This window comes from Amycolatopsis sp. NPDC043889 (assembly GCF_056435645.1).
Genome location: NZ_JBWKEC010000050.1, coordinates 1 through 13087, shown reverse-complemented (window position 1 = coordinate 13087; position 13087 = coordinate 1). Strand labels below are relative to the sequence as shown.

18 protein-coding genes are annotated in these 13087 nt (G+C 66.2%); 1 reads left to right on the top strand and 17 read right to left on the bottom strand.

Annotation, left to right across the window (positions count from 1 at the left end; genetic code table 11):
• Positions 1 to 52: 52 nt before the first annotated feature.
• Positions 53 to 202, top strand: coding sequence for a 4Fe-4S dicluster domain-containing protein (locus tag AC0685_RS41620; protein ID WP_478230544.1), 150 nt, complete (start codon positions 53 to 55; stop codon positions 200 to 202).
• 51 nt (positions 203 to 253) lie between these two features.
• Here AC0685_RS41620 and AC0685_RS41615 read toward each other — a convergent pair whose 3' ends face one another.
• The 17 genes from AC0685_RS41615 to AC0685_RS41535 all read right to left on the bottom strand — a co-directional run bounded on the left by AC0685_RS41615 (position 254) and on the right by AC0685_RS41535 (position 12961).
• Positions 254 to 571, bottom strand: a complete 318-nt coding sequence (locus AC0685_RS41615; RefSeq protein ID WP_478230543.1) for a hypothetical protein — start codon at positions 569 to 571, stop codon at positions 254 to 256.
• A gap of 249 nt (positions 572 to 820) precedes the next feature.
• A complete protein-coding gene (locus tag AC0685_RS41610; protein WP_478230542.1) occupies positions 821 to 2023 on the bottom strand; it encodes a cytochrome P450 in 1203 nt (400 codons plus the stop codon).
• 23 nt (positions 2024 to 2046) lie between these two features.
• Positions 2047 to 3072, bottom strand: a complete 1026-nt coding sequence (locus AC0685_RS41605; protein WP_478230541.1) for an LLM class flavin-dependent oxidoreductase — start codon at positions 3070 to 3072, stop codon at positions 2047 to 2049.
• A gap of 28 nt (positions 3073 to 3100) precedes the next feature.
• Positions 3101 to 3565, bottom strand: a complete 465-nt coding sequence (locus AC0685_RS41600; protein ID WP_478230540.1) for an anthrone oxygenase family protein — start codon at positions 3563 to 3565, stop codon at positions 3101 to 3103.
• Entirely contained in the window at positions 3565 to 3942 is a 378-nt protein-coding gene (locus AC0685_RS41595) for a SchA/CurD-like domain-containing protein (RefSeq protein WP_478230539.1), read from the bottom strand. The genes AC0685_RS41600 and AC0685_RS41595 overlap by 1 nt, the downstream gene beginning before the upstream one ends.
• A 21-nt stretch (positions 3943 to 3963) precedes the next feature.
• Complete coding sequence (locus AC0685_RS41590) at positions 3964 to 5373, bottom strand: acetyl-CoA carboxylase biotin carboxylase subunit (protein WP_478230538.1); 1410 nt, start codon at positions 5371 to 5373, stop codon at positions 3964 to 3966.
• Positions 5370 to 5894 (bottom strand): acetyl-CoA carboxylase biotin carboxyl carrier protein, encoded by a 525-nt coding sequence (locus AC0685_RS41585; RefSeq protein ID WP_478230537.1) that lies wholly within the window; start codon positions 5892 to 5894, stop codon positions 5370 to 5372. Before AC0685_RS41585 ends, AC0685_RS41590 begins: the two co-directional genes overlap by 4 nt.
• A complete protein-coding gene (gene accD / locus AC0685_RS41580; RefSeq protein WP_478230536.1) occupies positions 5891 to 7606 on the bottom strand; it encodes an acetyl-CoA carboxylase, carboxyltransferase subunit beta in 1716 nt (571 codons plus the stop codon). The genes AC0685_RS41585 and accD overlap by 4 nt, the downstream gene beginning before the upstream one ends.
• Positions 7607 to 7805: 199 nt before the next feature.
• Positions 7806 to 8108, bottom strand: a complete 303-nt coding sequence (locus AC0685_RS41575) for an antibiotic biosynthesis monooxygenase family protein (RefSeq protein WP_340682686.1) — start codon at positions 8106 to 8108, stop codon at positions 7806 to 7808.
• The gene (locus AC0685_RS41570; RefSeq protein ID WP_478230535.1) at positions 8105 to 8452 is read right to left on the bottom strand and encodes an antibiotic biosynthesis monooxygenase family protein; all 348 of its coding nucleotides are present in this window, start codon (positions 8450 to 8452) and stop codon (positions 8105 to 8107) included. Before AC0685_RS41570 ends, AC0685_RS41575 begins: the two co-directional genes overlap by 4 nt.
• On the bottom strand, positions 8449 to 9201 hold the full coding sequence (locus AC0685_RS41565) for an SDR family NAD(P)-dependent oxidoreductase (RefSeq protein WP_478230534.1): 753 nt from the start codon (positions 9199 to 9201) through the stop codon (positions 8449 to 8451). The genes AC0685_RS41570 and AC0685_RS41565 overlap by 4 nt, the downstream gene beginning before the upstream one ends.
• Before the next feature lie 35 nt (positions 9202 to 9236).
• Positions 9237 to 9698 carry an anthrone oxygenase family protein gene (locus AC0685_RS41560; protein ID WP_478230533.1) on the bottom strand — a complete coding sequence of 154 codons (462 nt, stop codon included), beginning with the start codon at positions 9696 to 9698 and terminating at the stop codon, positions 9237 to 9239.
• A 27-nt stretch (positions 9699 to 9725) separates the two neighbouring features.
• Entirely contained in the window at positions 9726 to 10193 is a 468-nt protein-coding gene (locus tag AC0685_RS41555; protein ID WP_478230532.1) for an SRPBCC family protein, read from the bottom strand.
• A gap of 1 nt (position 10194) precedes the next feature.
• A complete protein-coding gene (locus AC0685_RS41550; protein ID WP_340682691.1) occupies positions 10195 to 10458 on the bottom strand; it encodes an acyl carrier protein in 264 nt (87 codons plus the stop codon).
• A 20-nt stretch (positions 10459 to 10478) separates the two neighbouring features.
• The gene (locus AC0685_RS41545) at positions 10479 to 11729 is read right to left on the bottom strand and encodes a ketosynthase chain-length factor (protein WP_478230531.1); all 1251 of its coding nucleotides are present in this window, start codon (positions 11727 to 11729) and stop codon (positions 10479 to 10481) included.
• 111 nt (positions 11730 to 11840) lie between these two features.
• The gene (locus AC0685_RS41540; protein ID WP_478230530.1) at positions 11841 to 12218 is read right to left on the bottom strand and encodes a SchA/CurD-like domain-containing protein; all 378 of its coding nucleotides are present in this window, start codon (positions 12216 to 12218) and stop codon (positions 11841 to 11843) included.
• A complete protein-coding gene (locus AC0685_RS41535) occupies positions 12218 to 12961 on the bottom strand; it encodes an SDR family NAD(P)-dependent oxidoreductase (RefSeq protein ID WP_478230529.1) in 744 nt (247 codons plus the stop codon). The genes AC0685_RS41540 and AC0685_RS41535 overlap by 1 nt, the downstream gene beginning before the upstream one ends.
• Between the last annotated feature and the right edge of the window lie 126 nt (positions 12962 to 13087).

The window sequence follows — 13087 nt, the reverse complement described above, 5'->3', positions numbered from 1 at the left end:
GTCGTGCGTGAACGTGTGCCCTGTCGACTGTATCCACGACTCGGGAGCGCAGATGGTGATCGACCCGGTGGAATGCATCGACTGCGGCGCCTGTGTGCCGGAATGCCCAGTGGAGGCGATCTTCTTCGAGGCCGACGTGCCGGACGGCGAGCGGGAATCAGTGGCTCGTGCCGAGTCGTTCTTCGACCAAGGGACCGGATAGCGAAACCGCTTCCGGACGGGCGTTTCGCACGCCCGTCCGGAAGCCGCCGGTTCAATAACGCTCGGCGGTCACCGTCGTCTCCGAGACCCGCACTATCTGCCCATCGGCGTCCACTGCCGTACCGGTTCCATGCGAGGTGAATGTGTCCCCCGACGTAAGCCTTCCTTCGTGGTCAACGTGCACGTCGAAAGCGAACTCGTTGTCGTCGTCGAAGGCCTGCTCGCGGAAGGTGAACCGGAACCCCTCCCTGGTCCGCCTCCATTTTCCGATCCCGGTGGTCTGACTGCCGGTGTTGGTCTGGATGAGCAGCCCTTCGGCGGTGAAGGCGAACAAGCCGCGTTCGTTCCGCGTCCCATCCGCGAAAGTCACTCGCACCGCCCAGGTCCCTTCCGGACTCTGTGGGCGGGTTCTCAGATCAGTGTCGGCTTCCGCCTCTCTCGCCGGCGCCAGATCCTCTTCCTGAGTGGACATATCCCCTCCGTGATCACTGGTGATAATGGTTCGTGCCCCTGCATGGCCCAATTTAGCAAGGCGCCGAGGACTCGGGCGCACTTTAAGGATTTTTCAGGAACTCGAACCAACCGCCGGAGGAGTGCGTGATTCATTGACGGTTTCGTGTCACCAACGCACCGGCAAACTCGCCAGCGCACGGGCCGTCAGTCCGGTCTTGAGTTCGACCTCCGCCGGCGCCACCGCCAGCCGGAGGGTGCCCGGAATATTGCGCATAAGTGCGTAAAGAGCCTCTTGCATCTCCAGTCTCGCCAGTTGTGCACCGAGGCAGTGATGGATTCCGTAGCCGAAGGCCATATGCGGATTGTGCGACCGAGTCAAATCGACACGGTCCGGCCGGTCGAATACCTCGGTATCGTGGTTGGCCGAGCCGAGCGCGGCCAGCACGGCGTCTCCGGCGCGGATCGTGACGTTGCCCAGCCGAACGTGCTCGAGTGCCACCCTCAGCTGAGTACCGGTCAGCGCGAAAGTGTTGTGCCGCAGCAATTCTTCTATGGCGCTCGGAACGAGGTCGGGCTGGGCGTACAGTCGCGCCATCTGCTCGGGCAGGCGGAGCAGAGTGAACAGTGCGGTACTCAACGTGCTCGCGGTACTCATATGGCCGACGGTGATCAAGATCAGCGCGAAGCTGACCAACTCGGTTTCGGACAGCTTGTCCTGCTCGTCGCGAGCGGCGATCAGGACGCTGAGCAGGTCGCCGGCCGGGTGAGCGCGCTTTTCCGCGACCAACTCGACGAGGAACCGCTCGATACTCGTTCGTGCCGCCCTCACCTCGTCGCGCGAGTGCGAGGACAGGCTGAAGATCACGTCAGTCCAGCCGTGCAGCGTCCCGAAATCCGAATAGGGCACACCGAGCAGTTCGAAGATGACTTTGCTCGGCAGCGCGGCGGTGAACTGCCCGAGCAGGTCGGCGGACCGAGGGCCACTCGCCACCTCGATCATCAGGTCGTTCGCAAGTTCTTCGACCCGGGGCCGCAAAGCTTCGATCCGGCGGGTGGTGAAGGCCGGCGCGACCAGCCGGCGCAGCCTGGTGTGATCGGGCGGGTCCATACCGAGGATGGTTTCCGGGCCAGGACTGGTGTTCCCCATCCGCGGGCCACCTGGCAGTTCGGCGGCCGCGCGGCTGAACCTGGCGTCCGCCAGAACCTTGCGGACGTCCGTGTACCGGGTGACCAGCCAGGCCCGGTCCCCGGACGGCAGGGTCACCTCGGTGACCGGTTGCCGCGCGCGTAACCGGGTGAACTCGGCGGGCAGGGTGAACTCGGGTGGCTGCGGGAACGGGAACGTGAGCCCGGTGAGTTCCGTGGACATGGCGCACTCCTTTACGAAGGCGGTCAGGCGAGCCCTGCGCGGTCCAGCGCTTCAGCGGCGACACGCAAGATGGACTGTTGTTCCTCGATCGCGCGCGCGAACGGCGACAAGGCCAGTGTGGTCACTCCCGCCTCGGCGTACGCGGTCATCTTTTCCGCGATCCGTTCGCGGGGCCCGAGCAAGGCCGTCGCGTCGATGAACCCGAATGGCACGGCTGCGGCGGCACCTGCGTGATCACCGGCGCCATACCGATCGTGCACCTCATCGGCCTCGTTCGGGTACCCCATGGTTTTCATCAGGCTGTGGTAGAAGCTGTGTTCCTTGCTACCGAGGCTGACGAACCGTGCGATGTAGTGCCGGACGGCGTCCGCCGCCTCGTCCGGCGACCGGCCGACGACGACGGGTACCGAGGGAGCGACCTCGAATCCCTTGTATCGCAGACCCGCCTTGTCCCGCCCCGATCGGATGTGGGGAAGCGATTCGGTGATCCGGTCCGGCGAGCAGAACACACCGAACCAGCCATCGGCGACCTCGCCCGCCAGTTCGAGGCTGCGCGGTCCGATGGCCGCCAGGTAGATCGGTACGGCCGCAGCGTGCGCCGAGCCGAATTGCTGAAAGGGTTCACCTCGTGCATCCGGAAGCGGCAGTTCGTTGAGTTCGCCTCGATATCGCACGGGCTCGTCGTTCAACGCGAGCCGTACGATCTCGATGTACTCCCTGGTACGGCGGAGCGGGCGATCGAATCGGACACCGTGCCATCCCTCGGAGATATGCGCGTTGGAGATTCCGAGTCCCAGCCGGACACGCCCAGGGGCCAAGGTCTCCAAAGTGGACGCCGTCATCGCGGTCATCACTGCCGAACGCGCGGGAATCTGGAGTACACCGGCTGCGAGACCGATCCGTTCGGTTCGCCCGGCCAGCATCCCGAGCACGCTGATGGCGTCCGTACGGTAGCCCTCGGGAACGAACGCGACGTCGTAGCCGAGCCGTTCCGCGGCCGACGCCACCGCCGGTGCGCCGTTCGGCGCGATGTTCACCCCGAGCTTCATCGGACTTCCTCCAAACGCGTCAGTGTGATCAGGCGATGGTGACAGCGACTGCGGTGCACGCCAGAGCGAGCATCGCCAGCGCGGTGCGCAGGAAATGCCATCGGCGCCACAGGGGTCGCGGATCATGCCAGTCGTCGGGCATCCGATCCGGATCCAGTTCCCTTGTCTGCCGGTTGATCGGCACGTTGCACCAATGGGAGACCACGGACACTCCGAGCAGCGAGACAGCCGCGCCGCCGAATAGGAGAACCGCGGCCGTTCCCGGCATCAATACAGCGAGCACGATTTCGATCAGGGTCGAGCTCAGCACCAGTACGGGCATGGTGGGGTCCCAATTGCGCCCGAGCAGTTTCTGCGCGTAGACGTAGCGGCCGGGCGGCATCGCGATCAACGCGGGCAAGGTACTCAGGGCGACCGCGAACAGCACGCCGGCCACCGTTCCGCTGCCCATCAGGGCAAGCACGCTGAGCAGGTCGGCCACCGTGGCGGTCATCAAGGGACGTCTGGCTTGTCGGCCGAGAGCCGGGAAATGCAGCGCATGGTGCTCCTCTCGAAGGTCTTGGTGAATCCTTCGACCGATCCCGTGTCTCTCGGCCGGGCGAGATAGGGCTTGAGTTTGCGCTCGACCTCGCGCACTCCAGGCTGAGTCGCCATGAATCGCGCGATGTCGGCAAGTTCACCTTCGTATTCGACGAATCGCACCATGATGTCGTTCTCGATGAACACAGCGGTCGACAAGATGCGCCCGACTTCGTTGCCATCGTCGTCGAGCACCACTGGCGAGCCAGTACGTTTGAAGTCGGCGAAGATCTCGGCGATCTGCTCTTCGCAACCGGCCTTGATACCGTATCTGATCGCTGTGATGGGCATTGCGGACTCCTTTGTTCGGGGTCAACTCGCCGACGTGACGGAGACGTCGGCCATTCGTTCCAGCAACGAAGTGTCGTGAGTGCCTTCACGAAAGGACGGGTTCCGGATGATCTCGCGAAGCGCGTCCCTCGTCGTGTGGATACCAGGACCACCGATCCGGAACTCGGCCAGCGCGCGGTCCATCCTGGCGAGCGCCTGTGCCCGATCCGGCGCCCACACGATCACCTTGGCCAGCAGGGAATCGTAGTCCGGCGGAACGCGCCAGCCGGGATAGGCATGTGTGTCGACCCGGACGAACGGGCCGGCGGGCGGGGAGAATTCGACGAGCTTGCCGGGGCAGGGGGCGAAGTTCCGGCTGGGGTCCTCCGCGTTGATCCGGCACTCCACCGCGACGCCACGCGGTTTCACGTCTTCTTGCCGAAGGGAGAGCGGCAGGCCCGCCGCGACCAGGATTTGTTCGCGGACGAGATCAATACCGGTCACCATTTCGGTCACCGGATGCTCGACCTGTATACGCGAGTTGACCTCCATGAAGGCCGCCTCTTCACCGGAGACCAGGAACTCGAAGGTGCCCGCGCCGGTGTAGCCGACCGCTCGCGCCCCTCGGGCCGTGGCTTCGGCGAGTACTCCGGACAGCCCTGCGGCCAAGCCGGGTGCGGGGCTCTCTTCGACGAGCTTCTGGTGACGCCGCTGCACCGAGCAGTCCCGCTCGCCGAGGCAAACGACGTTGCCGTGCTCGTCGGCGAGCAGCTGGATCTCGACATGCCTGGCGTTTTCCCAGAAACGTTCCAGGTACACCCGCTCGTCGCCGAACACCGCCCGTGCGGTCGCCCTGGTCGACCGATAGGTCGGCAGCAACTCCGCCCACTCTCGGACGATCGCCATTCCCCGGCCGCCCCCGCCCGCCGATGCCTTGATGATCAACGGCAGGCCGATTCGCCGTGCCTCGGCGAGAACCTCGGCCGACCCGTTCACCGGCTTCGTCGTCCCGGGAAGCAGCGGCAGGCCTGCCTCGCTCATCAGGCGCCTGGCCAAGGACTTGTCCCCCAGCCGGGCCATTACTTCGGGCCGCGGGCCGACGAAGGCGAGCCCGTTACTCACACAGATCTCCGCGAAATCCGGGTCCTCGGACAGAAAACCGTAACCGGGATGAACCGCTTCCGCCCCGGTCCGCAACGCGACCTCGATGAGCGCGGGTGGATACAGATAGCTCTGTTTGGCCGCACCCGGGCCGATCTGGACCGCCTCGTCGGCGGCGAGCACGGCGGCCGACTCCTTGTCGACCGTGGAGTGCGCGACCACCGTGCGGATGCCCATCTCGCGGCAGGTCCGAACCACCCGGAGAGCGATTTCGCCCCGATTGGCCACCAAAAGGGTCTTGAAGACGGGTTCGGTACGCCGATTCCCGATCGGCCGCGGCAGCGAGCTCATTCCGGCACCTCGGGTTCGATGGCGATCAGTGCTTGGTCGTACTCGACCGGCTCGGCGTCGGCGACGAGGATCCGCGTCACCCGCCCCGCTCGGTCCGCGACGATCGGGTTCATCAGCTTCATCGCCTCCACGATCGCCACCTGCCGACCGCGTTCGACCACGTCACCGACGGCCACGAACGGCTTCGCACCGGGTTCCGGCGCGAGGTAGCAGGTGCCGACCACCGGCGTGCGTATCGTCGGAGTTTCGGTCGCAGGTGACGCCGCGGCGGGCTTCGCCGGCTCCACGTCGGAAGGTGGTCGCCCGCCTTCGACGACCGGCCATTCCACATCGATGGTCGCGCTGCCCAGCCGCACCCTCGCGCGCTTCGGCACCCGCTCGGTCGAGGTGACGACCTCGGCCAGGCTGCGGCAGAGGATCTCCATCGCGTCCTCGGCGCCGAGCTTGAGCATTTCGGTCTCGAACCCCAGCACATCCGACAGATCCCGGCTCGCAGTGAACTCGGGATGCCTTTCGATCATTTCACCGTCTCCCTGGTCTTCGGGCGGACCTCGGCCGAGCCGAATCGCCGGAACCTTGCACGCCTCGCCGCCACCAGAGCGTCGCTGTCCCGCCCGTGCAGTTCACGCAGCGCGCAGACCACTGCGTCACGTACGAGCGCGCTGGCAGCCGCCGGATCCCGGTGCGCGCCACCCGGCGGCTCGGGCACCACTCCGTCCACCACCCCCAGGGACAGCAGCGACTTCGCCCCCACCTGCAGCGCCTCGGCGGCGGCGGACACGGCAGGCGTGGCAGAGCTGCGCCAGAGGATGGCGGCACACCCCTCTGGACTGATGACCGAGTACGTGGCGTTCTCGCACAACAGGACGCGGTCCGCGACGGCCAGCGCCAGCGCGCCGCCGCTGCCGCCCTCCCCGGTGATCACGGTGACCACCGGCACCGGGAGCCCGCCCATGACCCGCAGGCATTCGGCGATCGCGTTCGACTGCCCGGTCCGCTCTGCCTCCGGCCCCGGATGTGCGCCAGGGGTGTCGACCAGGGTGACCACCGGTATCCCCAGTTTGGCGGCCAGCCGCATCAAGCGGATCGCCTTGCGGTAGCCGGCCGGGGACGGCATCCCGAAATCTCGCCGCACGAGTTCTTCGGTGGTGCGGCCTTTCTGGTGGCCGATCACCATCACCGGCAGGCCGTTGAGCTCGGCCGGCCCGCCCACGATCGCCGGGCTGTCGTGCCCGGCGCGATCCCCGTGCAGTTCGACGAAACCGTCGGTCCAGTTCGCGAGATGATCGAGTGTGGTCGGTCTGCCGAGGACGCGGGCACGCCGGACCACCTCGTCGATGGCCGGAGAAGACAGGGTTTCCGGGTCTCGCAGCACAGGGTCCGGTACACCGTCACTCCAGCCGTCCGCAGGCGGCGCCGCCGCGCCCACCAGGACCGCCAACAGCTGCGGCAGTTCCTTCCGAGGCGAGACGCCGTCGATCAGACCATGCTCGAACAGGAACTCGGCGGTCTGGAACGACTCGGGCAGGCTCTCCCGGATGGTCTGCTCGATGACCCTGCGCCCGGCGAACCCCATCCTCGCGCCTGGTTCGGCGACGATCACATCCGACAAGGTCGCGAACGACGCCGCCACCCCGCCGAAGGTCGGGTCGGTGACAAGGGTGAGGGTCAACAGGCCCGCTTCGTCGAGGGCGGCCATGGCGTTGCTGGTTCTCGCCATCTGCATCAGGGAGAGAGCCCCCTCCTGCATTCGTGCCCCGCCTGACGCGGTGATCACGAGCAGCGGCATCCTGCCTGCCAGCGCGGTTTCCGCGGCGGTCACGATCGCCTCTCCCGCGGCCGAGCCGAGACTGCCGCCGAGGAACCGGAAGTCCATCGCCGCCACGACGAGCGGGCGACCGCTCAACGTCGCCGACACCACCTGGACCGCGTCCTCCAGACCGGTTTCCCGCCGGGCACGGTCCAGCCGTTCGGTGTAGGGCACCAGGTCTGTGAAAGCCAGGGGATCGTGAACCGCCGCCGCAGGTTTCACCGGCCTCGCCGATCCTGGATCCAGTAACGAATCGAGCCGATCACGCACGGTCAGCCTGCTGTGCCAGCCGCAGCCGGGACAGACCTTGGCCGACCGCGCGAAGCGCTTGCCGTACAACAGCATCCGGCACCGTGCGCAGGACACCCACTCGGGTTCCGGCTCCCGCTGTACGCTGTCGGCGGCATCCATGGTGGCCGTCATGAGGTCCTTCCCTCCCTTGAGACCCGGGCCGATGACGGTTGATCGCGGTCATCGGACGGGAGTACGAGTCCGCCCATGCAGCCGCCAAGGGTCCCCAGCGACCACACCAACATCCCGCCTGCCCTGCTCCACGCCCGACGGGATCGTTGTTCCCGCTCGCGGCGCTCGGGTACGGGTGACCGCATGACGGCTCTCCTGCTCAGTAGGTGGCTCGCACCTGGTAGATGTCGAACGGCCTGGACAACCGCGTGTCCCGGAACGGACGCAGCGGTGCGGTCTGGGCCCGGTGCTCCGGTCCACGCTCCCACTCCTCGAAGGCGGTGACATCGCTCCACGAACTGACCACCACGAACCCGCTCGGGTCCGAAGTGGACCGCAGCAGCTCGTTGCCGAGCAGTCCGGGGACGCCGGCCAGCCGGACACTGGCCTCGTGGTAGGCGGCCTCGATCCGGTCCGGATCCTCGGTCGCGTGGTACAACAGGACCCGCACTCCGCCGCTCACCGCGCTCGTTCCCAGTCGTGAGGAGACTCGGTGCTCGCCGTGCCCGGCAGGTACGCCACCACGCGCATGGTGGTCATCGAGCCGCCGGAGCGGAACGGGTGCAGTTTCCGCCGATGCTCCAGATGGCGGTCGCTGGTCTCGAACTCACGGAACAGCGCCTCGCTCACCCAATCGCTGACGATGTAGTAGACGCCTTCGTCCTCGGACCGGGACAACCACTGTCCGAGGTTGGCGGGGTGGGAGGTCACAGAATCGCCTATCTCCAGCCAAACCCGCTCGAAGTCGCCTTCGGCGCCGGGGTTGATCTGCATCCGCAGCATCACGCGGAAAGCGTCGCCCGTCACGAGATCCCTCCGTCCACCGGGATGACCCCACCGGTTACGTACCTGGCCAGATCGCTGGCCAGGAACCGCACCACGTCGCTGACCTCTTCCGGAGAACCGAGCCTGCCGAGCGAAGTCTTCTCCGAGTAGCGCGTGACCATCGCGTCGCGTTGCTCGGCAGGCAGAGCCTCCAAGGCTTCCGTGTGGATCATGCCCAGCGACAGGACGTTGAACCGGATTCCCTGCGGACCGAACTCCCGCGCCAGTGTGCGGTTCAGGCCGTGCAACGCCGCCTTGGTGGCGGTGTAGTGGGCCCGTAACGGGATGCCGACCTCGATGGACTTCGAGCTGATCCCGATCACCGAGCCGCCGGCGGTGAGTAGCGGCAACGCCTGCTGGACAACCAGGTGTACCGCGGTCAAGTTGGTGTCGACGATGCGCTGCCATTCGGCGACGTCCAGTTCCAGGTACGGGACGTGGCTGATCGCGGCGGCGTTGTTGACCACGATGTCCAGCCTGCCCAACCGCGACTTGCATTCGCCGAGCAGATCGGTGACCTGCGCGGGATCAGCGAGGTCCGCGGGCAACACGTGGTGCGCACCGCCGATCTCCTCGAGTGCCCGTTCGAGCGAGGCGGCCGCTTCCTTGTCCTGGCGGAAGCACGTGACGACGTCGACGCCGTCCCTCGCGAGAGCCAGCACGATGCCGCGGCCCACTCCCCGGGTTCCCCCGGTGACGAGCGCCTTCTTGCCTTTCAAACCGAGATCCATCTTCCCCTCCGCGTCCTGATCGGATCGATGATCTTTCACAACAGCAGCCCCACCGCGGCGCAGTTGGCCAGCAGCGCCGACGTCGCCGACACGGTCCGGGCGCGGTTCCAGCCACCCCAATGCCGTCGCGGATCCCTTTCCGCGAAGTCGTCCGGCAGGTTCTCGGGGTCCAACGTGCGAATCCACTTGTTGACAGGGACGTTCTTCACCAGGGAGATGACGACCGTGCCCGCTGCCAGCAGGCCTGCCGCACCGAACAGCACCTGGGCGCCTGCCGGATCCGCCGCCAGTGCGAGCACCCCATCACCGAGCACCGTGCCGAGGAAGCAGAGGGGCATGAACGGGTCATAGCGTGTCGAGAAGAACCCGTGCGCCTGTACATAGCGCGCGGCGGGCAAGGTATCGAGCAAGGGCCAGCCACCGAGCTGGGTGCCGACCAGCACTCCTGCCGCCAACCCGTTCGCGAGCAGAACCACCGGAATCACGATCTCGAGCACCGCGCACCTCCAGCCGACGTGGTCGGGTCAGCCGACGGCGGCACTGTCGCGTGCGGCCGCTTCCACCTTGTCCTTGATCAACCGCATCTGCACCGGTGTGTTGCCATCCAGTCGCTCACGCATCGCCTCGTCACCGATCGGTGCCTGCGGCTTCATCTCAAAGTCCTGCACCCAGCGCATGCGGACACCCCGCTCGGTCTGGAGGTACTCCCAGAAGATCCACATGTACTTGAATGGACCGGTTTCCACACGCTGAGAACGCACCGTCCTGGTCGCCGCGTCCGGTGTTCTCGCCGAAACCCAGCTCCACACCTTCCCGCTCTCGTCCGGATGCAACGAAAGCCGGAAGATGACGGTCTCGCCACGTCGTTCCAGGATGGTCGCCTCCGAGTACTCACTGAAGAGCCGCGTCCATGATCCGATGTCATTGGTCATTTCCCAGACGAGGTCCATGGGTGCGTCGATGACGATCTCGTTCTCGGTGTGCCCTGCCATTTCAGATCCTCGCCTCCACGAACTGGGCATTGATGAATTCGACGGCCTTCGCCGGCGTGGGCATCTCCGCGATCGCGGAGTCCGGAATCGAAAAGCCGTAGCGGCGCTCCACCTGCCTGGCGAACTCCAGTACGGCGAGCGAGTCGTAGCCGAGTTCACCGAACTCGACATCGGCGATATCACCATTCAGATCGACTTCTTCGTCGACTCCCCCGCTCGCGCGCAGGATCTCTTTCAATTCCTCGAAGGTGAACCTGTCCGTCATCTTCTCGTCCCTTTCACTGTTCACAGCGCCTTGGCCCTGGGGAGATCCGTGAGTACGAGTGCCGCGTTGAAGCCACCGTGACCGCGCGCGAGGACCAACGCGGTACGCACCCTCCCGTCCCGGGGCTGGTTGGTCACCAGATCGAGATCGCAGCCGGGTGCCAGCCGGGCCGAGCCGACCGTGTGCGGGATGACGCCGTCCCTGATCGCGAGCAGCGCCGTGGCCACGTCCAACGATGCGCCTCCGCCGTACAGCCGTCCGGTCAACGTCTTCGGTGCCGTCACCGGCACCCCACGCGAACCGAAGACCGCGCTGATGGCCTGGGCTTCGGAAAGATCATCTGCCCGCACGCCCGCGGCATCGGCGAAAACGACGTCCACCTCCTCCGGATTGACGCGCGCGTCCGCGAGTGCCCGCTCGATCGTGCGCCGTAGTGCCGGCGGCCGTGCCGACCCCGGAGGGGGGTCGAAACCGGCGGCGTGGCCCGCGATCGCACCGTAACCGGATCCCTTGTCACGGTCCTGAGCACTCCGCGCGCTTTCCACGATCAGGATGGCGCCGCCTTCGCCCGGCAAATAGCCGCTCGCTTCGGCATCGAATGGCAGGTAGGCGCGATTTTGATCATCCACAGTGGAGAGCTTCCCGTTCGAAAGCTGAGCGACCAGGCCGTAGGGGCAAAGAGAAGCGTCGGTGCCACCACTGACCACCAGACGAGAACCACCGTGAACGAGTCTGCGGGCCTGGTTCAACGCGTCCAGACCACCCGCCTGTTCACAGCACAGCACGCCGCTGGGACCACGCATGCCGAAACGGATCGAGATCTGTCCCGTGGTCGCCGCGTAAAACCAGGCGATCGACTGATAGGCCCCGACACCCGACGGACCGTCGAGGTACAGGCGCTCCATCTCGTGCTGGCCGAATTCGGTGCCGCCGGACGAGCTCGCGGTGACGACGGCCATCTCGTAGTCAGGAAGCTCCGCGGGTCGCACGTCGGCGTCGGCCAGAGCCGCTTCGGCCGCGGCGAGCCCCAGATGTGTCCAGCGGTCCGTCTGTGGGATCAGCCTGCCGGGTACCCGCTCTTCGGCGAGGAAGTTCGGCAGCTGCCCGGCAAATCGGACCGGGTAGTTCGAAGGGTCGAACCGGGTGATCCTGGTGACGCCGGATTTGCCTGCCAGAACCGATTGCCAATGTTCCGCAATGCCGATACCCGTCGGCGCCACCACACCGATACCCGTTATGACCGGGCTGGTGGCCGCACCAGATGCGTTCATCGAAAGACCTTTCCGAATATCGGTCCCGCGTGTTTTCCATCGCTTCTCAAGACTGGTCGACCTGCCTGGAAACTCCCTCCAAGCCCGCTGAACGGCCGAAATCGCGAGGTCTCATCCCGCCGCGGGGTGCGACTCCACGGAGAACTGGGAGATGACCTGCATGGTGGCGTCACGGAAGTAGGCGCCGAAGGCAGCCGGGGTACTCGTGTCCCGTGGCGTCTCGAGATAGGGTGCCAGTTTCTCTTCGATCAGGTGAACACCACGCTGACTCGCCATATGCTCGGCGATCGCGGAGAAGTCACCTTCATAGTGGATCACCCGGACCATCACGTCGTCCTTGATGAACACGGCGGTCCCGAGCAGTCGCCCGGCCCGCCTGTCGTCCGCGTCCCGGAACCGGGGGTCGTCCACTCGCTGGAATGCGGCGAAGATCTCGGCGATTTCGGTCTCATGGCCCGGTTTGACCCGATAGGTGATAGCGGCGTACATCAGATCCCTCCATCCACGTTCAAAGTCGCCCCGCTGATGTAGCGGGACGTGTCTCCGCTGAGGAAGAGCACAGCGCCGGCGACGTCCTCAGGACCGCACAGCCTGCCGAGCGCGGTCATCCGGGTGATGCGGTCCACGACGGGCGCGGGCAGGCCCGCACCCGGTTCGGTCTCGGTCAGCCCCGGTGCGACCAGGTTCACGCGAATACCTTGTGGGCCAAGGTCTTTCGCGAGGGCCCTGGTGAATCCCGTCAACGCGGACTTGGAGGCGGAATAATGCACTCCGTTGACCCGGCCGCGCTGTGCCACCGAAGATCCGATGTTCACCACCGCGGCACCGGCCCCCAGCAGGCCCAGCACGGCTTGGGTGACCAGGTAGGCGGCGGTGACATTGTGCTCGAAGACACGGTGCCATTCCTGTTCCGGGAGCTCTTCGAAAGGCGCAGATCCGTCCACACCGACGTTGTTCACCAGAACGTCGAGTCCGCCGAGCGTATCCGCCGCGGCTGTCGCCAGGGCGGCCGCTCCCGCACGCGTGGTGACGTCGGCCTGGACCACTCGATGCCCGGCTCCACGCTCCTTGAGTTCCCGGGCCAGGCTCTGCGCGTCTTCGTCTTCCGTGCGGTGGCCCGCGACGACCGTCGCACCGACGTCGGCGAACGCCAGCACGGTGGCCCGTCCGATTCCTTTGCTGCCTCCGGTCAGCAGCACCCGTTTTCCGGACAATCCCTGATCCACCATCATCTCCTTGACTTATTGAGGGGAAGGGCGAACGTGGCGTGGTCGGCGCGGGGTGGTCGTGAGTGGCGTTTCGGGTTCTCACCCGAAACGCCACTCACGACCCCCGCGCAAAACACCCCAAACAGGCAC